This window comes from Tepidimonas sediminis (assembly GCF_007556605.1).
Lineage (GTDB): Bacteria > Pseudomonadota > Gammaproteobacteria > Burkholderiales > Burkholderiaceae_C > Tepidimonas > Tepidimonas sediminis.
The window spans coordinates 136,496-157,938 of the sequence record NZ_VJND01000001.1 but is presented as its reverse complement, the minus strand read 5'-3'; the positions used below and the strand labels follow the sequence as shown (position 1 = coordinate 157,938).

Here is a 21,443-nt window from a genome sequence, read left to right as displayed (position 1 = left end):
GCGATTCTAGAATGTCGCCCCTCATGGATCTGCCGCGCCTCACTCCCGGTCACCGTTTCCAGTCGCCGTGCCCGCCCCCCAGCGCCGATGCGCTGCTGCTGGCGCGGCTGGCCGCGCGCGAGCGCGACGTCGGGCGGCTGACCGCGATCGTCTGCGCCGACGCCGCCGACGCCCAGCGGCTGCTGGGGGAGCTGCCGTTCTTCGAGCCGGGGCTGCGCTGCGCGCTGTTTCCGGACTGGGAGACGCTGCCGTACGACACCTTCTCGCCGCACCAGGACCTGATCTCCGAGCGGCTGGCCACGCTGTGGCGCATCCTGCAGGGCCGGCGCGCCGACGACGGCGTCGACGTGGTGCTGGTGCCGGCCTCCACGGCGCTTTACCGCCTGGCGCCGCCGTCGTTCCTGGCGGCCTACACGTTCCAGTTCCGCACCGGGCAGAAGCTCGACGAGGCGCGGCTGCGCGAGCAGCTGGTCATGGCCGGCTACCAGCACGTCACGCAGGTGGCCAGTCCCGGCGAGTACGCGGTGCGTGGCGGCCTGATCGACCTCTACCCGATGGGGGCGGCGCTGCCTTACCGCATCGACCTCTTCGACGACGAGATCGACTCGATCCGCGCCTTCGACCCCGACAGCCAGCGCAGCCTGTATCCGGTGCCCGAGGTGCGGCTGCTGCCCGGACGCGAATTTCCGCTCGACGAGGCGGCGCGGGCGCGCTTCCGCGCCCGCTGGCGCGAGCTGCTGGAGGGTGATCCGACGCGCAGCCGCCTCTACAAGGACATCGCCAACGGCGTGGCCGGCGCCGGCATCGAGTACTACCTGCCGCTCTTCTTCGACGAGACCGCCACGGTGTTCGACTACCTGGGCGCTCAGGTGACGCTGGCGCTGCACGGCGAGGTCGATGCGGCGATCCAGCGCTTCTGGGACGATACGCGCGAGCGCCACCGCCTGGCGCAGGGCGACCCGGAGCGGCCGGTGCTGCCGCCGCAGGCGCTGTTCCTCGACGCGGAGGGGTTCTGGCGCCTGGCCAACGCCCACCCCCAGTGGGCGCTGCGCCCGGGCGGCATCGAGCAGGCGCAGGGCACGTGGGGCCAGGTGATCGGCCGGCTGCCGGACCTGACCGTGCAGCGCGGGGCGGAAGAACCGCTGCAGCGGCTCAAGGACCACCTGGCGCGTACCGCGGCGCGGGTGCTGATCCTGGCCGACAGCGACGGCCGGCGCGAAAGCCTGCTCGACGTGCTGCGCGCCAGCCACCTCGATCCGCCGGCGTTCGACGATCTGGAGTCCTTCCGCCAGTCGCAGGCACGCCTGGGCATCGCCACCGCGCCGCTGGCCGCGGGCTTCGCGTGGCTGCAGGAAGGGCTGGAGTTCGTCACCGAGACCGAGCTGTTCGCCGCCGGCCCCAGCGTGCGCCGCCGCCGCAAGCAGGAGCAGGTCAGCGACGTCGAGGCCCTGATCAAGGACCTGAGCGAGCTGCAGCCGGGTGATCCGGTGGTGCACGCGCAGCACGGCATCGGGCGCTACCGGGGCCTGGTCAACCTCGACCTCGGCGAGAAGAATCCCGACGGCACGCCGGCGCTGCAGGAGTTCCTGCACCTCGAATACGCGCAGGGGGCGACGCTGTATGTGCCGGTGGCGCAGCTGCACCTGATCAGCCGCTACACCGGGGTGAGCGCCGAGGAGGCGCCGCTGCACCGCCTGGGCAGCGGCCAGTGGGACAAGGCCCGCCGCAAGGCCGCCGAGCAGGTGCGCGACACCGCCGCCGAGCTGCTCGACGTCTACGCGCGCCGCGCCGCGCGCCAGGGCCATGCCTTCCGCTTCGACGCCAAGGACTACGAGGCGTTCGCCAACGACTTCGGGTTCGAGGAGACCCCGGACCAGCGCGCCGCCATCCACGCCGTCATCCAGGACATGGTCAGCCCGCGGCCGATGGACCGCCTGGTCTGCGGCGACGTGGGCTTCGGCAAGACCGAGGTGGCGCTGCGCGCCGCGTTCGTGGCGGTGATGGACGGCAAGCAGGTGGCGTTCCTCGCGCCGACCACGCTGCTGGCCGAGCAGCACTACCAGACGCTCAAAGATCGCTTTGCCAAGTGGCCGGTGCGCATCGCCGAGCTGAGCCGCTTCCGCACCGCCAAGGAAACCGCCGCGGCGCTCAAGGGTCTGGAGGACGGCAGCATCGACATCGTGGTCGGCACGCACAAGCTGCTGTCGGAGAAGACCCGCTTCAAGAACCTGGGGCTGCTGATCATCGACGAGGAGCACCGCTTCGGCGTGCGCCACAAGGAGGCCATCAAGGCGCTGCGCGCCGAGGTGGACGTGCTGACGCTGACGGCCACCCCCATCCCGCGCACGCTCGGCATGGCGCTGGAGGGGCTGCGCGATCTGTCGGTGATCGCCACCGCGCCGCAGCGGCGGCTGGCCATCAAGACCTTCGTGCGCGAGGAAAACGCCGGCGTCATCCGCGAGGCGGTGCTGCGCGAGCTCAAGCGCGGCGGGCAGGTCTACTTCCTGCACAACGAAGTGGAAACGATCGAGAACCGCCGCACCCAGCTGGAGCAGCTGCTGCCGGAGGCGCGCATCGCCATCGCCCACGGCCAGATGCCGGAGCGGGAGCTGGAGCGCGTGATGCGCGACTTCGTCGCCCAGCGCTTCAACCTGCTGCTGTGCTCCACCATCATCGAGACCGGCATCGACGTGCCCACCGCCAACACCATCGTCATCAGCCGTGCGGACAAGTTCGGCCTGGCGCAGCTGCACCAGCTGCGCGGGCGGGTCGGCCGCAGCCACCACCAGGCCTATGCCTACCTGCTGGTGCCGGACCTGCAAGGGTTGACCAAGCAGGCCGCGCAGCGGCTGGAGGCGATCCAGCAGATGGAGGAACTCGGCAGCGGCTTTTACCTCGCGATGCACGACCTGGAGATCCGCGGCGCCGGCGAGGTGCTGGGCGAGGCGCAAAGCGGCAACATCACCGAGATCGGCTTTCAGCTCTACAACGAGATGCTGGCCGAAGCGGTGCGCGCGCTGCGCGAGGGGCGCGAGCCCGACCTGCTCAAGCCCCTGAGCGCCACCACCGAGATCAACCTGCACGCCCCGGCCCTGCTGCCGCAGGACTACTGCGGCGACGTGCACCTGCGGCTGAGCTTCTACAAGAAGCTGGCCACCGCCAAGGGCCCCGAGCAGCTGGAGGCGCTGGTGGAGGAGATCGTCGACCGCTTCGGCAAGCTGCCGCCGGCGGCGGCCAACCTGATCGACGTGCACCGGCTGCGGCTGCTGGCGCAGCGCTGCGGCGTCGTCAAGATCGACGCCGCGCCCAGCCACGTGCTGATCACCTTCGGCCCCAACCCGCCGATCGACCCCATGCGCATCATCGAGCTGGTGCAGAAGAACCGCCACGTCAAGCTGGCCGGGCAGGACCGGCTGAAGCTGGAGCGTGCGCTGCCCGAGGTGCGCGACCGCGTGCAACTCGTTCGCGACGTGCTGCGCCACCTGCTGCCGGCCACCGCTGCCGCCTGATGCAAGAGGCACTGCGCGATGACGATCCCGCCGTCCCCCGCCGCCGCCCCTGGGGCCTGCGCCGACGTGCCGTTTCCACCCGACCGCCACACCTGGTTCGACGACGCCCAGGCGCTGCTGACCGGCACGCTGCTCGTCGCGCTGGGCCTGGTGCTGTTTCGCCACGCCGGCTTCGTCACCGGCGGCACGGTGGGGCTGGCGTTCGTGCTGCACTACGCCAGCGGCTGGCCGTTCGGCGCGCTGGTGTTCGCGATCAACCTGCCGTTCTACGCGCTGGCCTGGGTGCGCATGGGGCGGGCGTTCACGCTCAAGACGGTGCTGGCGGTGGGGTTGCTGGCCGCGTTCACCGAGGTCATGCCGCGCTGGATCGTCATCGGCGCGCTCAACCCCTGGTTTGCCGCCGTGGCCGGCGGGCTGCTGATCGGGGTGGGCTTCATCATCCTGTTCCGCCACCGGGCCAGCCTCGGCGGCTTCAACACCCTGGTGCTGTGGCTGCAGGAGCGCTACGGCTGGCGCGCCGGCGTGGTGCAGCTGGCCATCGACGCCGCCATCCTGCTGGCGGCCATCCCCTGGGTCGGCCCGCTGCAGTTGCTGCTGTCGGTGCTCGGCGCGGCGCTGATGAACCTGACACTGGCCATCAACCACAAGCCCGGACGCTATGTGGCCTACTGATCCGGTGGGCCCCGTAGAATTCAGGCGTCAAAGACCTCGGGCCACGACGATCATGACCACCCTTGCCGAGCGACTGCTGGAGCGATTTCAGACGCTGCCCGCCGATGCGCAGGTGGAGGTCATCGACTTCGTCGAGTTCCTGCTCGCGCGGCGCAGGCTGCGGAGTGGTACCGTGCCCGACTGGAGTGTGGAGGATCAGGCCATGCTGGCGCAGCAGGCCATGAGCTCGGATGATGATCCCGTGACGTACGACGAGTGCGACCTGCGGGAACGCTGGGCATGAAGCGGCCCGGTCAGATCGCCCTGCTGCGCCTTGCCCAGACCGTCCTTGCCCCCGGCAAGCTGCGGCCCGTCCTGCTGCTGCGCCGCGCCTCCAGCCGTTTTGACGACTGGCTGGTCTGCATGGTCACCTCCCGCCTGCACCAGGCTGAACCGGATCTGGATGAACCGATCCTGCCCACCGACCCGGACTTCGCCGACACCGGCCTGAAGGCCCCGAGCATGGCACGGCTGTCGCGGCTGGCGGTGGTCGAGGGCGCCACGCTGGCAGGCGCGCTGGGTGCCGTCGCGCCCGCCCGGCTGCAACGCATGCGCCAGCGGCTGGCCCGCTGGATCCTCCAAGAACCACCCCTGTCATGACCCCACTGACCGACATCGCCCCCGGCCTCGCGGTGCGGGGCATCACGCCGCCGCTGCGCCTGCGCGACTTCCGGCTGATCGCCTTCGACATGGACTCCACGCTGATCAACATCGAGTGCGTGGACGAGATCGCCGACGCCGCCGGGCGCAAGGCCGAGGTCGCCGCCATCACCGAGGCCGCGATGCGCGGCGAGATCACCGACTACAAGGAAAGCCTGCGCCGCCGCGTGGCGCTGCTGGCCGGCGTGCCGGTGCAGCACCTGGAGGACGTGTATCGCCAGCGCCTCAAGCTCAACCCCGGCGCGGCCGAGCTGGTGCTGGCGTGCAAGGGGGCGGGCCTGAAGGTGCTGCTCGTCAGCGGGGGCTTTACCTTCTTCACCGACCGTCTGCGCGAGCGGCTGGCGCTGGACTTCGCGCGCAGCAACAGGCTGGAAATCGTCGACGGCCGCCTGACCGGCCGGCTCCTGGACCAGCACTGGGGTGACATCTGCGACGGCGCCGAGAAGCGCCGCACCCTGCTGCAGGCGTGCGACCTGATCGGCTGCACGCCCGAACAGGCCATCGCGATGGGCGACGGCGCCAACGACCTCGAGATGATGGCCGCGGCGGGCCTGGCGGTGGCCTACCGCGCCAAGCCGAAGGTGCGCGAGCAAGCGCACATCGCCATCGACATGGGCGGGCTGGATCGGCTGCTCGAAGTCGTGCGGCCCTGAGCGACCCGCCGTTTTCCGTGCCAATCGGAAAGCCAACTTTCCGATTGGCATGATCTTCGGCCCGCGGGCCGGTCACCCATCGGATGCCGACCCACGTGTTTCTCACACCGGCTCCGGCACGCTCGGCAGGCCCGCGAGCGCCATCGCCAGCTCGCGCTCGTCGTAGGTCTCGTCCTTGAGCTCGCCGGCGAAGTATTTCTGGTACGCGGCCATGTCGAAGTGGCCGTGGCCGCACAGGTTGAACAGGATCGTCTCGCTCCTGCCCTCGCGCTTGCAGCGCAGCGCCTCCTCGATCGCGCCCTTGACGGCGTGGTTGGCCTCCGGCGCCGGCACGATGCCCTCGCAGCGCGCGAACAGCACGCCGGCCTCGAAACACTGCGTCTGCGTGTAGGCCACCGCCTCGATCAGGCCCAGCTCCTTCAGGTGCGACACCAGCGGCGCCATGCCGTGGTAGCGCAGCCCGCCGGCATGGAACGGCGGCGGCGTGAAGGTCGAGCCCAGCGTATGCATCTTGGTCAGCGGCGTCAGGTGCGCCGTGTCGCCGAAGTCGTAGGCGTACTTGCCGCGCGTCAGCGACGGGCAGGCGGCCGGCTCCACCGCCACCACGCGCGGCCGCGCCCCGCCGCGCAGCGCATGGCCGATGAACGGGAAGGCAATGCCGGCGAAGTTGCTGCCGCCGCCGGTGGCGCCGACGATCACGTCCGGCCAGGCGTCGGCCATCTGCAGCTGCTCCATCGCCTCCAGGCCGATGACGGTCTGGTGCAGCAGCACGTGGTTGAGCACCGAGCCGAGCGCGTACTTGGTGTCCTCGCGCTGCGCGGCCAGCTCCACCGCCTCGGAGATCGCGATGCCGAGGCTGCCCGGGTGGTCCGGCCGCTGCGCCAGCACGCGCCGGCCGTACTCGGTCTCGGTGGAGGGCGACGGCAGGCAGCGCGCGCCGTAGGTCTCCATCACCGCGCGGCGGTAGGGCTTCTGGTCGTAGCTGACGCGCACCTGGAACACCAGCACCTCCAGCCCGAACAGCTGCCCCGCGAACGACAGCGACGTGCCCCACTGGCCGGCGCCGGTCTCGGTGGTCAGACGCTTCGTGCCAGCCTGCGCGTTGTAGAACGCCTGCGGCACGGCGGTGTTGGGCTTGTGGCTGCCGGCGGGGCTGACGCCCTCGTACTTGTAGAAGATCTTGGCCGGCGTGCCCAAGGCCTTTTCCAGCCGGTGGGCGCGAAACAGCGGGCTGGGCCGCCAGAGGCGGTAGATCTCGCGCACCGGCTCGGGGATCTCGATCTCGCGCTCGGTGCTGACCTCCTGCAGGATCAGCTCCATCGGAAAGAGCGGCGCCAGATCGTCCGGGCCGACCGGCTGCAGCGTGCCCGGGTGCAGCACCGGCGGCGGGGCCTTGGGCAGGTCCGCGGCGATGTTGTACCAGTACTTGGGCATCTGGCTTTCCTGCAGCAGGAACTTGGTCGGCGTCGTCACGGGGGGATCTCCTAGAGGCTCGGATACGGTGGGGGGTGGCCGGGCACAATGGCGCCATGGGCCGCATCCGCCATTTTGTACGCGAAGCTTCGATCACCCTGACGCTGGCGCTCGGGGTTTTCCTGGGGGTGCAGGCGTGGCTGACGCGCGCCACGCCGCAGCAGTGGGCGCCCGAAGGGACGCTGGCGTGGCTGCTGCCGGACGGCACCGAGGGCCGCGGCAGCTGGGCCGACCTGCGCGCGCAGCTCGGCGCCGGAGCCGATTCGCCGCTGGCCCTGCACGTCTGGGCCACCTGGTGCGGCATCTGCCGCGCCGAGGAAGGCACCGTCACCGCGCTGGCGGCCGACCGCCCGGTGGTGACGCTGGCCACTCGCAGCGGCGATGCGGCCACCGTGCGCGCTTACCTGCGCCAGCGCGGCCTGCCGTGGGTCACGGTGCTGGACGCCGACGGGCGCCTGGCCGCCGCGCACGGCTGGCGCTCGGTGCCGGTGTTCGCGGTGCTGGACGCCGGCGACCGCCTGCGCCACGTCACCGTCGGCTACACCACCGGCGTCGGCATGCGGCTCAGGCTGTGGGCGACCACGCTGTGGTGGTCAAGCGAAGAAAAATAAGCACTGAGGCGGCAAAAAGCACGACGGCGATGAGTTTGGACAGCGCATCACGGGAAGCGGGAGTGCGGGCCCACCGCCCACCCAACCATCGGCCCAGCACGATGGCACCGGCCCAAAGCACCATGACCCCGACCACGAGGGCCACGGTCTTGAAGAAGATGGCCTGAACCATCCCCGCGCACCTTTCAGCCCAAGGCCGCCGCCAGCCGCCGCACCCCCTCGCGGATGCGATCCTCGTCCACCGTCGCGAAGCTCAGCCGCAGCGTCGCCGGATCAGGGTCGCGGGCGAAGAACGGCGCTCCCGGCACGAAGGCCACGCCCTGCTCGATCGCCCGGCGGGCCAGTTCCCCGCCATCGGCCGTCTTGCCGTTCGCGCCGGTCAGCCGCGCCCAGACGAACAGCCCGCCGCGCGGCGGCACGAAGTCGATCGCCGCGCCCAGCTCCTGCCGCAGCGCCTCCACCATCGCCGCGGCGCGGCGGGCGTAGATGCCGCGCACGCGCTCCAGCGTCGCCGGCATGCGGCCGCTGGCCAGATACTGCGCCGCGGTGGCCTGCGCGTAGGTGCTGGTATGCGCGTCGCTGAACTGCTTGCACATCGTCGCCTTGGCCAGCAGCTCGGGCGGGGCCACCATCCAGCCGATGCGCAGTCCGGGCGAGAGCACCTTGCTCAGGCTGCCGCAGTGCACGAGGCACGCCCGGCTGCCCGGCACCTCGTGGCTCAAGGCCAGCAGACTCGGCGGCGGCGGGACGTCGAAGTACAGGTCGCCGTACGGGTCGTCCTCCACCACCAGCGTGCGCGTGCGCACCGCCAGCTCCAGCACGCGGCGGCGGCGCTCCAGGCTCATCTGCGCCCCGCTCGGGTTGCCGAACGTCGGGATCAGGTAGACGAACTTGGGCCGGTGCTGCTCGATCAGGCGCTCCAGCGCCTCCACGTCCGCGCCCTGCCCGTCCACCGGCACCGTCAGCAGCTGCGCACCGTAGAGGCGGAAGCACTGGATGGTGGCCAGAAACGTCGGCGCCTCGACGATCACCGTGTCGCCCGGCGAGACGAGCGTCTTGCCGATCAGGTCCAGCGCCTGCTGGCTGCCGGTGGTCACGATCAGGTCGCCGGGCGCCACGCCGCGCGCGCCCTTGGCGGCCATGAAGGCGGCGAGCTGCTCGCGCAGCGGATCGAACCCCTCGGTGGCGCCGTACTGCAGCGCCGCGCCCGGGTTGGCCGCCAGCGCCGCCAGCGTCGCCTCGCGGATGCCCTCGACGTCGAACAGCGCCGCATCCGGAAAGCCGCCGGCGAAGCTGATGATGCCGGGCTTGCCCAGCAGCTTGAACAGTTCCCGGATCGCCGAGGTCTCGACGTTGGCCAGCCGCTCGGCCAGCCGCACCGGGGAGGCGGGCGCGTGATCCGTCATCGCGTATCCTTGCAAGGCACGTGCATGCGAAGGCGCCGCAGCCCCGTGGGGCCCGGCGCCGCCATCTGGGTCATGAAACCGCGCGACATCGAAGCCTTCTTCTCGGCGCTGCAGGCCGAGCGGCCTCAGCCGCAAAGCGAACTCGAGTATACGAGCGTGTTCGAGCTGCTCGTGGCCGTGATGCTCAGCGCCCAGGCCACCGACCGCAGCGTCAACCAGGCCACGCGGCGGCTGTTCCCCATCGCCAACACGCCGCAGGCGATCCTGGCGCTCGGGCAGGAGGGGCTGGAAGCGCACATCCGCACCATCGGGCTGTACCGCAGCAAGGCGCGCCACGTGATCGAGACCTGCCGCCTGCTGCTGCAGCGCCACGGCGGCCAGGTGCCGCGCCGCCGCGAGGATCTGGAAGCCCTGCCCGGCGTCGGCCGCAAGACCGCCAACGTGGTGCTCAACGTCGCCTTCGGCGAGCCGACGATGGCGGTGGACACGCACATCTTTCGCGTCGCCAACCGCACGGGCCTGGCCCCCGGCAGGACGCCGCTGCAGGTCGAGCAGGGGCTGCTGCAGCGGGTGCCCGCGCGCTTCCTGCGCGACGCGCACCACTGGCTGATCCTGCACGGCCGCTACACCTGCACCGCGCGCGCGCCCAAGTGCGGTGCGTGCCCGGTGGCCGCGTGGTGCGACCACGCCTGCGCGCAGGCCAAGGCCGCGCCGCCGCGCCGCCGTGCCACGGCCCGCAGCGGTGCTTCGGATTCCGGCTCGAACGGGCCGTCCCGATGAGCGCGCGCCGACCCCTGCCCTGGCTGGAGCCGGGCGAGCCCTTTCCGCCGGTGGAGCAGGCGTGGGGGCCCGGTGACCCGGTGCCGGGGCTGCTGGCCGCAGGAGGGGCGTTGGACGTCGACACGCTCGTGCGCGCCTACGCGCACGGCATCTTCCCGTGGTACGGCCCGGAGCAGCCGATCCTGTGGTGGAGCCCCGATCCGCGCATGGTGCTGCAGCCGGCGCGCTTTCGCCTGCACGATTCGCTGCGCAAGGCGCTGCGCGCGGCGCTGCGCCAGGGGCGGCTGGAGATCCGCATCGACACCGCGTTCGACGCCGTCATCGCCGCCTGCGCCAGCACCCCGCGCCCCGGGCAGGACGGCACGTGGATCGTGCCGGCGATGCAGGCCGCCTACCGTGCCTTGCACCGCGCCGGTCACGCGCACAGCGTCGAGACCTGGTGGGACGGCGTGCTGGTCGGCGGGCTGTACCTGGTCAACCTGGGGCAGGCGGTGTTCGGTGAGTCGATGTTCACCCATCGCCGCGATGCCTCCAAGATGGCGTTGGCGGCGCTGGTGGCCGCCTGCCGCGTCTGGGGCGTGGAACTGATCGACTGCCAGCAGCAGACCGCGCACCTGGCCTCCCTGGGGGCGGCGCCGCAGCCGCGCGCGGACTTTGTCCGTGCGCTGCGGCAGGCCATCGAGCGGCCAGCACCGGTCTGGCACTTCGACCCCCTATACTGGAACGCGTTGTGGCCGCATGCGCCACTGTCCGTCGCCACGCCGTGACCCGCCTGCAGGATCTGCCCCTGACCGCCGTGCAGTTCTACGCCACGGCGCCCTACCCGTGCAGCTACCTGCCCGGGCGCACCGCGCGGTCGCAGGTGGCCACCCCCAGCCACCTGATCCGCGGTGAGATCTACTCGCGGCTGGTGGCCAGCGGGTTTCGCCGCAGCGGCCTGTTCACCTACCGGCCCTACTGCGACGGCTGCCGTGCCTGCATCCCGCTGCGCATCCGCGCCAGCGACTTCCGCCCGGACCGCACGCAGCGCCGCGTCTGGCGCCGCCACGCCGACCTGCAGGTGCGCGTGATGCGGCTCGGCTACGCGCCGGAGCACTACGCGCTTTACCTGCGCTACCAGCGGCGGCGGCATCCCGGCGGCGGCATGGACCAGGACGACGTCGAGCAGTACAGCCAGTTCCTGCTGCAGAGCCACGTGAACTCGCGTCTGGTCGAATTCCGCGCCCCGGCGGCGCAGGGTGGCCGGCTGCTGATGGTGTCGCTGATCGATATCCTGGACGATGGCCTGTCGGCGGTCTACACGTTCTACGAGCCGGACTGGCCCGGCTCGCTCGGCACCTACGCGATCCTGTGGCAGATCGACCAGGCGCGCGAGCTGCAGCTGCCCTACGTCTACCTCGGCTACTGGATCGAGACCAGCGACAAGATGGCCTACAAGGAGCGCTTCCGCCCGCACGAGATCCTGCGCGACGGGCGCTGGCAGCTCGTGCCCTGATGGCGCCGCAACGGCGTTTCGTCAGGTAAAATGCGGACGTGCCCCGCCCGAAGACACCCGCTTCCGCGGCGACGTCCACCCGCCCCAGCGTGCAGGTGCTCGAGCGCGCCTTCGCGCTGCTGGACGTGCTGGCCGCGCACGACGAACCAGTCCCGCTGAAGACCCTGGCCGAGGCCACCGGGCTGCACCCCTCCACCACGCACCGCATCCTGCATGACCTGGCGCTGGGCGGCTTCGTCGAGCGGCCGCAGTCCGGGGTCTACCGGCTCGGCCTGCGCCTGCTGGAGCTGGGCAACCTCGTCAAGGCGCGGCTGGACGTGCGCGAGGTGGCGCTGGCACCGATGCGCGAGCTGCACCGCCAGATCCAGCAGCCGGTCAACCTCTCGGTGCGACAGGGCGACGAAATCGTCTACATCGAACGCGCCTACAGCGAGCGCTCCGGCATGCAGGTGGTGCGCGCCATCGGCGGGCGCGCGCCGCTGCACCTGACCTCGGTGGGCAAGCTGTTTCTGGCGCAGGAGGATCCGCAGCGCCTGCGCGCCTACGCCACCCGCACGGGGCTGGCCGGCAACACCCCCAACAGCATCACGCAGCTGGCCGCGCTGGAGCGCGAGCTGGCGCAGTGCCGCCGCCTGGGCATCGCGCGCGACAACGAGGAGCTGGAGCCGGGGGTGCGCTGCATGGCCGCCGGCATCTACGATGACCAAGGGCGGCTGGTGGCGGGACTGTCGATCTCGGCGCCGGCCGACCGTATCGACGAGGGCTGGATCGCCAAGCTGCAGGCCACCGCCGCGCAGATCAGCGCCGCGCTCGGCTACCGGCCCGCCACGTCTGCCGCCGGCGGCTCCACCCCCCGGACCTGAGCCCCGGGCAGGCCGGCGCCACCCCGCACGGCAGCGCGCGCCGGGTCAGAGACGTGGCGCCGCCCCCGACGGGGCGCTGCCGACCAGCGAGCGCTGCAGCCACTGCAGCAGCGTCTCGGCGTCGGCCCAGCGCGCCGCCGAGTTGCCGGCGTTCATCAGCACCATGATGACGTTGCGTCCGGCCAGCCGCACCTGCATGGCCACGCAGCGGCCGGCCTCGCGGATGTAGCCGGTCTTCTGCAGCAGGATGTCCCAGTCGCTTTCCCGCACCAGCTTGTTGCTGTTGCGGTAGTGCACCACACGGCGGCCGTCGTCCAGCGCGTACTGCGGCGAGACGCTGAGCTCGCGCAGCAGCGGCCGCGTCGAGGCCACCTGCACCAGCCGCGCCAGATCGCGCGGGCTGGAGCGGTTGTCGCTCGACAGCCCCGTGGGCTCGACGAAGCGGGTCTGCTCCAGCCCCAGCTCGCGCGCCTTGTTGTTCATCGCCGCCACGAACGCGCCGACACCGCCGGGGTAGGTGCGCCCGAGCGCGTGGGCGGCGCGGTTCTCGCTGGACATCAGCGCCAGGTGCAGCGCCTCGGCGCGCGTCAGCCGCGTGCCCACCGCCAGCCGCGAGCCGCTGCCCTTGAGGCGGTCGACGTCGTCGTCGGTGATCGTGAGCACCTCGTCCATCGGCAGGCCGGCATCCACCACCACCAGCGCCGTCATCAGCTTGGTCAGCGAGGCGATCGGCAGCACCGCATCATCGTTCTTGTTGAGCAGCACCGCGTTGGTGTCGGCATCCAGCACCAGCACCGCGTTGGAATGCAGGCGCAACCCCTCGTGGAACCAGGTCACCTCCTCGCCGTCGCCGGCCCCGGCCCAGGCCGACCCGGCAGCCAGCGCAGCCCCTGCGGCCGCCGGCGCGCCGCCGGCCTGCGCCGGCACGGCCGCCTCGCGCCGCGGTGCCGCCGCCTTGACCACCCGCGCGGTCGGCGCCGGCTGGAGGCGCGGACGCGCCGGCGCCTTGGCCACCTTCCTCTTCAGGCTGGCGGCCTTCTTCTGGGCGCTGGCGGCCGGCTTGGCCTGCCGCTGCGCGGCCTCGGCGCTGGGCAGCAGCGGCAGCGCCATGGCCGCCATCAACAGCGCCGCCAGCGCGGGGCGCAGCGTGCGGGAGAGCTTCGGGGTCATCGTGGCGTCTCCGCTCGGTACGGTGCAGGCCGCAGTATACGGGCGAAGCCTCCCGAAACGTCAAGCGCCACAGCCTCTTGGCGCACTTTTTTGATCCGGCGGCGCAGCTCGGCCCCCCGCGCCGTCCACCGCGCCCACCGGCGGCTCCACGACCGGCGTCGCGCCGGCGGCCGTCAGCCCTGGGCGGCGACGCGCTCGACCTGGCTGTGCAGCTTGGTCAGCGCCGCCAGATAGGCCTTGGCCGAGGCCACGACGATATCCGGATCGGCGCCCACGCCGTTGACCACGCGCCCGCCGTGCTGCAGCCGGATCGTCACCTCGCCCTGCGACTCGGTGGAGCCGCTGGTGATGGCGTTGACGGAGTACAGCAGCAGTTCCGCGCCGCTCTTGACGTGCGACTCGATGGCCTTGATGCTGGCATCCACCGGGCCGTTGCCGTCGGCCTCGCCGACGTACTCCCTGCCATCGATCGTGAAGACCACGCGCGCATGCGGCCGCTCACCGGTCTCGGAATGCTGCCACAGCGACACCAGCGCGTAGCGCTCCTTCTCCGGCGTGACGCTTTCGTCGCCCACCAGAGCGATGATGTCTTCGTCGAAGATCTCGGCCTTGCGGTCCGCAAGCTCCTTGAACTTGGCGAACGCCGCGTTGAGCTCCGACTCCGACTCCATCACGATGCCGAGCTCCTGCAGGCGCTGCTTGAAGGCGTTGCGGCCCGACAGCTTGCCCAGCACGATCTTGTTGGCGCTCCAGCCCACGTCCTCGGCACGCATGATCTCGTAGGTGTCGCGCGCCTTGAGCACACCGTCCTGGTGGATGCCGCTGGCGTGCGCGAACGCGTTGGCCCCCACCACGGCCTTGTTCGGCTGCACGACGAAGCCGGTGGTCTGGGAGACCAGGCGGCTGGCCGGCACGATCTGCGTGGTGTCGATGCCGACCTCGAGTCCGAAGTAGTCGCGCCGCGTCTTGACGGCCATGACCACCTCCTCCAGCGCGCAGTTGCCGGCGCGCTCGCCCAGGCCGTTGATGGTGCACTCGACCTGGCGCGCACCGCCGATCTTGACGCCGGCCAGCGAGTTGGCCACCGCCATGCCCAGGTCGTTGTGGCAGTGCACGCTCCAGATCGCCTTGTCCGAATTCGGAATGCGCTCGCGCAGCGTGCGGATGAACTCGCCATAGAGCTCGGGGATCGCGTAGCCGACCGTGTCGGGAATGTTGATCGTCGTGGCGCCCTCGTCGATCACCGCCTCCAGCACGCGGCAGAGGAAGTCGATCTCGCTGCGGTAGCCGTCCTCGGGGCTGAACTCGACGTCCGGGCACAGGTTGCGCGCATAGCGCACGGCCAGCCGCGCCTGCTCGTACACCTGGTCCGGCGTCATGCGCAGCTTCTTTTCCATGTGCAGCGGGCTGGTGGCGATGAAGGTGTGGATGCGCGCACGCTGCGCGCCCTTGAGCGCCTCGGCCGCGCGGGCGATGTCGCGGTCGTTGGCGCGCGCCAGCGAGCACACGGTGGAATCCTTGATCGTGTCGGCGATGGCCTTGACGGCCTCGAAGTCGCCGTTGGAGCTGGCCGCGAAGCCCGCCTCGATCACGTCGACGCGCAGGCGCTCGAGCTGGCGCGCGATGCGCAGCTTCTCCTCCTTGGTCATCGAGGCGCCGGGCGACTGCTCGCCGTCGCGCAGCGTGGTGTCGAAGATGATCAGCTTGTCGGTCATGGCTCAACGCTCCGGTTCGGGTCAGTGGGAGGGGCCGGCGCCTGCCGCGGGGGACAAAACGAACGGCCCGCAGCGGCAAGGCATGCGGGCCGTCGGTGGTCGGGTTGCGCGCGCTAGTCCACCTGCCCGCCCGGGGGCAGCGCTAGCAGCAGCGGCGACACAACGCGAACCATGGCGGTGACTGTAGCACAAGGCTCGCGGCCGTGCGCGGGCACGGCGCGCATGCCGCTGCGGCGCTCACTCGTGCAGCCCGCGCTCGTCGGGCTCGTCGGTGGAAGTGGACAGCACGCTTGCCGGCTTGCCCTTGGCCTTGCGCACCGCGTAGACCGCGTAGCCCGACAGGCCGTACAGCACGAACAGCGCGAACAGCACCGTCGGCGGATGGATGTTGATGACGGCGATGCCCAGCGCGATGGCCACCAGCGTCGCGAACGGCACGCTGCGCTTCAGGCTCAGATCCTTGAAGCTGTAGAACGGCACGTTGGTCACCATCGTCAGCCCGGCGTACAGCGTCAGCGCAAACAGCGGCCACTGCAATCCGTCGCCGTCGAGCCCGGCGTCGGTGGCCAGCCAGATGAAGCCGGCCACCAGCGCCGCCGCCGCCGGCGACGGCAGCCCCTGGAAGTAGCGCTTGTCCACCACGTGCGTGTTGACGTTGAAGCGCGCCAGCCGCAGCGCCGCACAGGCGCAGTAGACGAACGCCGCGATCCAGCCCCACCGCCCCAGGTCACGCAGCGCCCACTCGTAGGCCACGAGCGCCGGCGCGGCGCCGAACGAGACCATGTCCGACAGCGAGTCCATCTGCTCGCCGAAGGCGCTTTGCGTGTGCGTCAGGCGCGCGATGCGGCCGTCCAGGCTGTCGAGCACCATGGCGACGAAGATGCCGCTGGTGGCCAGGTCGTAGCGGCCGTTCATCGCCATCACGATGGCGTAGAAGCCGCCGAACAGCGCCGCCAGCGTGACCAGGTTGGGCAGCAGGTAGATGCCCTTGGGCCGGCGCGGCGGCTCGGCGGCGACAGGGGTGTCCGCGGTGTCCAACATGCCCTCGCAGCAAACGGTCGAGCGGGCGCGGCGCCTGCCGGCGGCCGCACCCGGCTCGCAAGTGTAGCGCCCCCGCCGCGCTGTCGCCGTCATGCATCACGGCGCCCGGCGGGCGCGCGCCGCTCAGTTGCGCGTCTGGTCGACCAGCTTGTTCTTCGCGATCCAGGGCATCATCGCGCGCAGCTTGGCGCCCACCTGCTCGATCGGGTGCGCGGCCAGGTTGCGCCGGCGCGCCGTCATGCTCGGGTAGCCGGTACGGCCTTCCAGGATGAACATCTTGGCGTAGTCGCCGTTCTGGATGCGCTCCAGCGCCCGCTTCATCGCCGCGCGCGACTGCTCGTTGATGACCTCGGGGCCGGTGACGTACTCGCCGAACTCCGCGTTGTTGGAGATCGAGTAGTTCATGTTGGCGATGCCGCCCTCGTACATCAGGTCGACGATGAGCTTCAACTCGTGCAGGCATTCGAAGTAGGCCATCTCGGGCGAGTAGCCGGCCTCCACCAGCGTCTCGAAGCCCGCCTTGACGAGCTCCACCGCGCCGCCGCACAGCACCGCCTGCTCGCCGAACAGGTCGGTCTCGGTCTCTTCCTTGAAGGTGGTCTCGATGATGCCGGCCTTGCCGCCGCCGTTGGCCATGGCGTAGGACAGCGCCAGGTCGCGCGCCTTGCCGGAGCGATCCTGATGCACCGCCACCAGATGCGGCACGCCGCCGCCCTGCAGGTAGGTGCTGCGCACGGTGTGGCCGGGGGCCTTCGGCGCCACCATCCAGACGTCCAGGTCGTCGCGCGGCACCACCTGGTTGTAGTGCACGTTGAAGCCGTGCGCGAACGCCAGCGAGGCGCCCTGGCGGATGTTGGGCTCGACCTGCGTGCGGTAGACGTCGGCGATCTGCTCGTCGGGCAGCAGGATCATCACCACGTCGGCGGCGCGCACGGCGTCGGCCACCTCCATCACCGTCAGGCCGGCCTTCTCGGCCTTGGCCCACGACGGGCCGCCCTTGCGCACGCCGACGATGACCTTGACGCCGCTGTCGTTGAGGTTCTGCGCGTGCGCGTGCCCCTGGCTGCCGTAGCCGATGATGGCCACGGTCTTGCCCTTGATCAGGCTCAGGTCGCAATCCTTGTCGTAGAAGACTTTCATGGGTTCGGTCCTTCGGGGGTCAACGAAAAAGGGGGATGGCGCGGCCGCACACCGGCGGCGTGGCCGCCGCGCTCAGACGCGCAGGATGCGCTCGCCGCGGCCGATGCCGCAGGCGCCGGTGCGCACCGTCTCCAGGATGGCGCTGCGGTCGATCGCCTGCAGGAAGGCGTCGCACTTGCCCTGGTCTCCGGTGATCTCGATCGTGTAGCTCTTGTCGGTGACGTCGATGATGCGGCCGCGGAAGATGTCGGCCATGCGCTTCATCTCCTCGCGCTCCTTGCCGACGGCGCGCACCTTGACCAGCATCAGCTCGCGCTCGGTGTAGGCACCCTCGGTCAGGTCGACGACCTTGACGACCTCGATCAGGCGGTTGAGGTGCTTGGTGATCTGCTCGATGACGTCGTCGGAGCCGGTGGTCTGGATCGTCATGCGCGACAGCGACGGATCCTCGGTGGGGGCGACGGTGAGCGACTCGATGTTGTAGCCCCGCGCCGAGAACAGCCCGACGACGCGCGACAGGGCTCCGGCCTCGTTTTCCAGCAGAACGGCGATGATGTGCTTCATGGATCGGATTCCTCTTTTCGGCCGCCCTCCCCCGCCCCCGGTAAGGGGCGGGCTCGGCGGTCAATAGATTCCTCGCTGGCGGGCCGCCGCCCCCGGGCAGGGCGCGGCCCGCGGGCGCGCGGTCACAGGTCCTCGCTGCCGAGCAGCATCTCGGTGATGCCCTTGCCGGCCTGCACCATCGGCCAGACGTTCTCGGTCGGGTCGGTGCGGAAGTCGATGAACACCGTGCGGTCCTTCAGGCGCCGCGCCTCGCGCAGCGCCGGCTCGACGTCCTGCGGCCGCTCCACCAGCAGGCCGACGTGCCCGTAGGCCTCGGCCAGCTTGACGAAGTTGGGCAGCGCGTCCATGTAGGAGTGGCTGTAGCGGCCGGAGTATTCGATCTCCTGCCACTGCCGCACCATGCCGAGGTAGCGGTTGTTGAGCGACAGGATCTTGATCGGTGTGTTGTACTGCAGGCAGGTCGACAGCTCCTGGATGCACATCTGCACCGAGCCCTCGCCGGTGACGCAGAACACCTCGGCCTCGGGGCGCGCCATCTTGATGCCCATGGCGTACGGGATGCCCACTCCCATCGTGCCCAGCCCGCCGGAGTTGATCCAGCGCCGCGGGCGGTCGAACTTGTAGAACTGCGCCGCCCACATCTGGTGCTGGCCGACGTCGGAGGTGATGTAGACGTCGTCGTCCTTGGTCAGGTTCCACAGCGTCTCGATGACGTACTGCGGCTTGATGACCTCGGTGTTGTGGCGGTCGTACTTCAGGCAGTCGCGCGCGCGCCAGCCCTCGATGGTCGCCCACCACTGCGCCAACGCCTGCTCGTCGGGGCGGCGGCCGGCCTCGCGCAGCATGCCGATCAGCTCGGTGAGCACCTCCTTGACGTCGCCGACGATCGGCACGTCGACCTTGACGCGCTTGGAGATGCTGGAGGGGTCGATGTCGATGTGGATGATCTTGCGCTCGACCTGCGCGAAGTGGCGCGGGTTGCCGATGACGCGGTCGTCGAAGCGCGCCCCCACCGCCAGCAGCACGTCGCAGTGCTGCATCGCGTTGTTGGCCTCGAAGGTGCCGTGCATGCCCAGCATCCCGAGGAAGCGCCGGTCGGTGGCCGGAAACGCCCCCAACCCCATCAGCGTGTTGGTGACCGGGAAGTTCAGCAGATCCACCAGCTCGCGCAGCTCGGCCACCGCGTCGCCCAGGATCACGCCGCCGCCGGTGTAGATGTAGGGCCGCCTGGCGCTGAGCAGCAGCTGCAGCGCCTTGCGGATCTGGCCGCCATGTCCCTTGCGCACCGGGTTGTAGGAGCGCATCGTCACCGACTCCGGATAGCCGGTGAAGGCGGTCTTCTTGAACGAGACGTCCTTCGGGATGTCGACCACCACCGGGCCGGGGCGGCCGGTGCGCGCGATGTGGAACGCCTTCTTGATCGTCAGCGCCAGGTCGCGCACGTCCTTGACCAGGAAATTGTGCTTGACGATCGGGCGCGTGATGCCCACCGTGTCGCACTCCTGGAATGCATCCTGTCCGATGGCGTGCGTGGGCACCTGCCCGGTGATGATCACCATCGGGATCGAGTCCATGTAGGCCGTGGCGATGCCGGTGATCGCGTTGGTCACGCCCGGGCCGCTGGTGACCAGCGCCACGCCGACCTTGCCGGTGGCGCGTGCGTAGCCGTCGGCCGCGTGCACCGCGGCCTGCTCGTGGCGCACCAGGATGTGCTGGATCGCGTCCTGCTTGTAGAGCGCGTCGTAGATGTAGAGCACCGCGCCGCCGGGATAACCCCAGACGTACTCCACGCCCTCGGCCTGCAGGCAGCGCACCAGGATGTCGGCGCCCATCAGCTCCTCGGCGGACGCGCGCGAGGCCGCGGCGGCCGAGACCAGTTCGGGTTGGGAAATCTTCATGATGTGAACCTTCCAGTTTTTCTCTGACGAAGAACCTCCGGTGCCCCTCGGATGACGCGCCCTCGTGAGGCGGCCTCGGGACTTAGGACCCTGCGGCCATGGCGACTTCACCGCCGACCGGGGCCCGTTTCGGGCTGCATGGATAATGTCTGCTGCATTATCGCACCAAAACCCCGCGTCGTGACCGACTCTGCCCTCCCGCCCACGCCCTCGTTGCCGCGCCGCATGGCCTGCTGGCTCTACGAGGGGATGCTGCTGTTCGGCGTGGTCTTCATCGCCGGCTACCTGTTCTCGGCGCTGACGCAGCAGCGTCACGCGCTGCAGCACCGCGAGGCGCTGCAGGCGTTCCTGTTCGTCGTGCTCGGCCTCTACTTCACGTGGTTCTGGCACAAGGGCCAGACGCTGGCGATGAAGACCTGGCACATCCGGCTGGTGACCGCCGACGGCGGTCCGGTCTCGCAGGGCCGCGCCTTCGCGCGCTACCTGCTGGCGTGGGTTTGGTTCTGGCCGCCGCTGGCGGTGCGCGCTCTGTGGAACCTGCCCGCCCCCGAGGTGCTGGTGCTGCTGGGGGGCTGGATCGCGGTGTGGGCGCTGCTGGCGCGCTTTCATCCGCAGCGCCAGTTCTGGCACGATGCGCTGGCCGGCACGCGGCTGGTGGACGCGCGGCCCGCCGCCGCGCCGAAGGAGCGGGAGGCGCGCGCATGACGACGGCGGCCATCCCGGCCCCGCCGCCGGCGTTCTCGCTGTGCGTCTACTGCGGCTCGCGCGCGGGCGCCGATCCTCGCTTCGCGCAGCTGGCCGAGCAGGTCGGCACCTGGATCGGTCGCCACGGCGGCCAGCTGGTCTACGGCGGCGGCAACGCGGGCCTGATGGGCATCGTGGCCGGCGCCACGCTGGCCGCCGGGGGCCGCGTCATCGGCGTGATCCCGCAGAGCCTGGTGGCGCGCGAATTCGCCAAGCGCGACTGCACCGAGCTGCACGTCGTGGCCACGATGCACGAGCGCAAGCGCCTGATGGCCGAGCGCGCCGACGCGTTCCTCGCGCTGCCCGGGGGGCTGGGCACGCTGGAGGAGCTGTTCGAGGTGTGGACCTGGCGCCAGCTGGGCTACCACGCCAAGCCGCTCGGGCTGCTCAACGCCGGCGGCTACTGGGACGGGCTGCTGGCCTTCCTGCGGCAGACGCGCGCCGCCGGCTTCGTCGGCGATGCGCAGCTGGGGCTGGTGGACGTCGACGGCGATGCGCTGGCGCTGCTGCCGCGGCTGGTGCAGGCCGCGGGGTTGGCCCCCGCGGCCGACCTGCGCGCGATCTGAGCGACGCCGCGCCTCAGATCGCCGCGTCGTCTTCTTCGCCGGTGCGGATGCGGATGACCCGCTCCACCGGCGTGACGAAGATCTTGCCGTCGCCGATCTTGCCGGTGCGCGCCGCGCGCACGATGGCGTCGATGCAGCGCTCGACGTCGCCGTCGCGCACGACCACGTCGATGCGCACCTTGGGCAGGAAGTCCACCACGTACTCGGCACCGCGATACAGCTCGGTGTGCCCCTTCTGGCGGCCGAAGCCCTTGACCTCCGTCACCGTCAAGCCCGTGACGCCCTGTTCGGCCAGCGCCTCGCGCACCTCCTCGAGCTTGAACGGCTTGATGATGGCGGTGATCTGCTTCATGCGGGTTGACTCCGGATAGACACGTCCGATGGCGAAGGCGGCCGGCGCTGCGGCGCAGCCGCGATGATAGCGTCGGCGCCGATACCCCGCGC

Annotated in this window: 21 protein-coding genes; 12 read left to right on the top strand and 9 right to left on the bottom strand. The window is 70.7% G+C overall.

The genetic code is table 11. From position 1 onward, the window contains the following. The first annotated feature begins 23 nt into the window (after positions 1-23). Genes mfd through serB form a run of 5 tightly spaced genes read left to right on the top strand, consistent with a single transcriptional unit; the run spans position 24 to position 5,533 of the window. Positions 24-3,509, top strand: a complete 3,486-nt coding sequence (mfd, locus tag Tsedi_RS00770; protein ID WP_143892626.1) for a transcription-repair coupling factor — start codon at positions 24-26, stop codon at positions 3,507-3,509. Positions 3,510-3,527: 18 nt separating this feature from the next. Further along, complete coding sequence (locus Tsedi_RS00765; protein ID WP_143892624.1) at positions 3,528-4,181, top strand: YitT family protein; 654 nt, start codon at positions 3,528-3,530, stop codon at positions 4,179-4,181. A gap of 52 nt (positions 4,182-4,233) precedes the next feature. Beyond that, the gene (locus Tsedi_RS00760) at positions 4,234-4,464 is read left to right on the top strand and encodes a DUF2281 domain-containing protein (protein WP_185970528.1); all 231 of its coding nucleotides are present in this window, start codon (positions 4,234-4,236) and stop codon (positions 4,462-4,464) included. After that, the gene (locus tag Tsedi_RS00755; protein ID WP_143892619.1) at positions 4,461-4,820 is read left to right on the top strand and encodes a type II toxin-antitoxin system PemK/MazF family toxin; all 360 of its coding nucleotides are present in this window, start codon (positions 4,461-4,463) and stop codon (positions 4,818-4,820) included. Before Tsedi_RS00760 ends, Tsedi_RS00755 begins: the two co-directional genes overlap by 4 nt. Continuing rightward, entirely contained in the window at positions 4,817-5,533 is a 717-nt protein-coding gene (serB, locus tag Tsedi_RS00750) for a phosphoserine phosphatase SerB (RefSeq protein ID WP_143892617.1), read from the top strand. Before Tsedi_RS00755 ends, serB begins: the two co-directional genes overlap by 4 nt. A gap of 102 nt (positions 5,534-5,635) precedes the next feature. Here serB and Tsedi_RS00745 read toward each other — a convergent pair whose 3' ends face one another. Further along, positions 5,636-7,006, bottom strand: a complete 1,371-nt coding sequence (locus tag Tsedi_RS00745) for a TrpB-like pyridoxal phosphate-dependent enzyme (RefSeq protein ID WP_143892615.1) — start codon at positions 7,004-7,006, stop codon at positions 5,636-5,638. A gap of 56 nt (positions 7,007-7,062) precedes the next feature. Between Tsedi_RS00745 and Tsedi_RS00740 the strand changes: the two genes are divergently transcribed. After that, a complete protein-coding gene (locus Tsedi_RS00740; protein WP_143892613.1) occupies positions 7,063-7,617 on the top strand; it encodes a redoxin family protein in 555 nt (184 codons plus the stop codon). Between the two features lie 185 nt (positions 7,618-7,802). Here the strand turns inward: Tsedi_RS00740 and Tsedi_RS00735 are convergent, their stop codons facing one another. Continuing rightward, positions 7,803-8,996, bottom strand: coding sequence for an aminotransferase-like domain-containing protein (locus Tsedi_RS00735; RefSeq protein ID WP_143893030.1), 1,194 nt, complete (start codon positions 8,994-8,996; stop codon positions 7,803-7,805). A gap of 99 nt (positions 8,997-9,095) precedes the next feature. On the opposite strand from Tsedi_RS00735, the gene nth reads away from it, so the two are divergent. Genes nth through Tsedi_RS00715 form a run of 4 tightly spaced genes read left to right on the top strand, consistent with a single transcriptional unit; the run spans position 9,096 to position 12,161 of the window. Then, positions 9,096-9,803, top strand: a complete 708-nt coding sequence (gene nth / locus Tsedi_RS00730) for an endonuclease III (RefSeq protein ID WP_143892611.1) — start codon at positions 9,096-9,098, stop codon at positions 9,801-9,803. Then, on the top strand, positions 9,800-10,570 hold the full coding sequence (aat, locus tag Tsedi_RS00725) for a leucyl/phenylalanyl-tRNA--protein transferase (protein WP_143892609.1): 771 nt from the start codon (positions 9,800-9,802) through the stop codon (positions 10,568-10,570). The genes nth and aat overlap by 4 nt, the downstream gene beginning before the upstream one ends. Continuing rightward, on the top strand, positions 10,567-11,298 hold the full coding sequence (locus Tsedi_RS00720) for an arginyltransferase (protein WP_143892607.1): 732 nt from the start codon (positions 10,567-10,569) through the stop codon (positions 11,296-11,298). The genes aat and Tsedi_RS00720 overlap by 4 nt, the downstream gene beginning before the upstream one ends. A gap of 38 nt (positions 11,299-11,336) precedes the next feature. Continuing rightward, complete coding sequence (locus tag Tsedi_RS00715) at positions 11,337-12,161, top strand: IclR family transcriptional regulator (protein WP_143892605.1); 825 nt, start codon at positions 11,337-11,339, stop codon at positions 12,159-12,161. Positions 12,162-12,206: 45 nt separating this feature from the next. Here Tsedi_RS00715 and Tsedi_RS00710 read toward each other — a convergent pair whose 3' ends face one another. The 6 genes from Tsedi_RS00710 to Tsedi_RS00685 all read right to left on the bottom strand — a co-directional run bounded on the left by Tsedi_RS00710 (position 12,207) and on the right by Tsedi_RS00685 (position 19,689). Then, positions 12,207-13,331, bottom strand: a complete 1,125-nt coding sequence (locus Tsedi_RS00710; protein ID WP_143892603.1) for a serine hydrolase — start codon at positions 13,329-13,331, stop codon at positions 12,207-12,209. Positions 13,332-13,504: 173 nt separating this feature from the next. Then, on the bottom strand, positions 13,505-15,046 hold the full coding sequence (locus Tsedi_RS00705) for a 2-isopropylmalate synthase (protein WP_143892602.1): 1,542 nt from the start codon (positions 15,044-15,046) through the stop codon (positions 13,505-13,507). A 237-nt stretch (positions 15,047-15,283) separates the two neighbouring features. Continuing rightward, entirely contained in the window at positions 15,284-16,087 is an 804-nt protein-coding gene (pssA, locus tag Tsedi_RS00700) for a CDP-diacylglycerol--serine O-phosphatidyltransferase (RefSeq protein ID WP_143892600.1), read from the bottom strand. Between the two features lie 123 nt (positions 16,088-16,210). Further along, positions 16,211-17,227, bottom strand: coding sequence for a ketol-acid reductoisomerase (gene ilvC / locus Tsedi_RS00695; RefSeq protein ID WP_143892598.1), 1,017 nt, complete (start codon positions 17,225-17,227; stop codon positions 16,211-16,213). A 72-nt stretch (positions 17,228-17,299) separates the two neighbouring features. After that, positions 17,300-17,791: an acetolactate synthase small subunit gene (ilvN, locus tag Tsedi_RS00690; RefSeq protein WP_143892596.1), complete on the bottom strand. Its 492-nt coding sequence runs from the start codon at positions 17,789-17,791 to the stop codon at positions 17,300-17,302. A 122-nt stretch (positions 17,792-17,913) separates the two neighbouring features. Beyond that, positions 17,914-19,689: an acetolactate synthase 3 catalytic subunit gene (locus Tsedi_RS00685; protein WP_143892594.1), complete on the bottom strand. Its 1,776-nt coding sequence runs from the start codon at positions 19,687-19,689 to the stop codon at positions 17,914-17,916. A gap of 225 nt (positions 19,690-19,914) precedes the next feature. On the opposite strand from Tsedi_RS00685, the gene Tsedi_RS00680 reads away from it, so the two are divergent. Both Tsedi_RS00680 and Tsedi_RS00675 read left to right on the top strand, forming a co-directional pair. Then, positions 19,915-20,394: an RDD family protein gene (locus Tsedi_RS00680; protein ID WP_246099125.1), complete on the top strand. Its 480-nt coding sequence runs from the start codon at positions 19,915-19,917 to the stop codon at positions 20,392-20,394. Continuing rightward, a complete protein-coding gene (locus Tsedi_RS00675; RefSeq protein ID WP_143892590.1) occupies positions 20,391-20,999 on the top strand; it encodes an LOG family protein in 609 nt (202 codons plus the stop codon). The genes Tsedi_RS00680 and Tsedi_RS00675 overlap by 4 nt, the downstream gene beginning before the upstream one ends. A 13-nt stretch (positions 21,000-21,012) precedes the next feature. On the opposite strand, the gene Tsedi_RS00670 is transcribed toward Tsedi_RS00675, so the two are convergent. Further along, complete coding sequence (locus Tsedi_RS00670) at positions 21,013-21,351, bottom strand: P-II family nitrogen regulator (protein WP_143892588.1); 339 nt, start codon at positions 21,349-21,351, stop codon at positions 21,013-21,015. Positions 21,352-21,443: the final 92 nt, after the last annotated feature.

Excerpts from the sequence above, each read along its gene's own strand:
- mfd (WP_143892626.1), top strand. The coding sequence starts at position 24 with ATGGATCTGCCGCGCCTCACTCCCGGTCACCGTTTCCAGTCGCCGTGC.
- Tsedi_RS00765 (WP_143892624.1), top strand. The coding sequence starts at position 3,528 with ATGACGATCCCGCCGTCCCCCGCCGCCGCCCCTGGGGCCTGCGCCGAC.
- Tsedi_RS00760 (WP_185970528.1), top strand. The coding sequence starts at position 4,234 with ATGACCACCCTTGCCGAGCGACTGCTGGAGCGATTTCAGACGCTGCCC.
- Tsedi_RS00755 (WP_143892619.1), top strand. The coding sequence starts at position 4,461 with ATGAAGCGGCCCGGTCAGATCGCCCTGCTGCGCCTTGCCCAGACCGTC.
- serB (WP_143892617.1), top strand. The coding sequence starts at position 4,817 with ATGACCCCACTGACCGACATCGCCCCCGGCCTCGCGGTGCGGGGCATC.
- Tsedi_RS00740 (WP_143892613.1), top strand. The coding sequence starts at position 7,063 with ATGGGCCGCATCCGCCATTTTGTACGCGAAGCTTCGATCACCCTGACG.
- nth (WP_143892611.1), top strand. The coding sequence starts at position 9,096 with ATGAAACCGCGCGACATCGAAGCCTTCTTCTCGGCGCTGCAGGCCGAG.
- aat (WP_143892609.1), top strand. The coding sequence starts at position 9,800 with ATGAGCGCGCGCCGACCCCTGCCCTGGCTGGAGCCGGGCGAGCCCTTT.
- Tsedi_RS00710 (WP_143892603.1), bottom strand. The coding sequence starts at position 13,331 with ATGACCCCGAAGCTCTCCCGCACGCTGCGCCCCGCGCTGGCGGCGCTG.
- Tsedi_RS00705 (WP_143892602.1), bottom strand. The coding sequence starts at position 15,046 with ATGACCGACAAGCTGATCATCTTCGACACCACGCTGCGCGACGGCGAG.
- pssA (WP_143892600.1), bottom strand. The coding sequence starts at position 16,087 with ATGTTGGACACCGCGGACACCCCTGTCGCCGCCGAGCCGCCGCGCCGG.
- ilvC (WP_143892598.1), bottom strand. The coding sequence starts at position 17,227 with ATGAAAGTCTTCTACGACAAGGATTGCGACCTGAGCCTGATCAAGGGC.
- ilvN (WP_143892596.1), bottom strand. The coding sequence starts at position 17,791 with ATGAAGCACATCATCGCCGTTCTGCTGGAAAACGAGGCCGGAGCCCTG.
- Tsedi_RS00685 (WP_143892594.1), bottom strand. The coding sequence starts at position 19,689 with ATGAAGATTTCCCAACCCGAACTGGTCTCGGCCGCCGCGGCCTCGCGC.
- Tsedi_RS00680 (WP_246099125.1), top strand. The coding sequence starts at position 19,915 with ATGGCCTGCTGGCTCTACGAGGGGATGCTGCTGTTCGGCGTGGTCTTC.
- Tsedi_RS00675 (WP_143892590.1), top strand. The coding sequence starts at position 20,391 with ATGACGACGGCGGCCATCCCGGCCCCGCCGCCGGCGTTCTCGCTGTGC.
- Tsedi_RS00670 (WP_143892588.1), bottom strand. The coding sequence starts at position 21,351 with ATGAAGCAGATCACCGCCATCATCAAGCCGTTCAAGCTCGAGGAGGTG.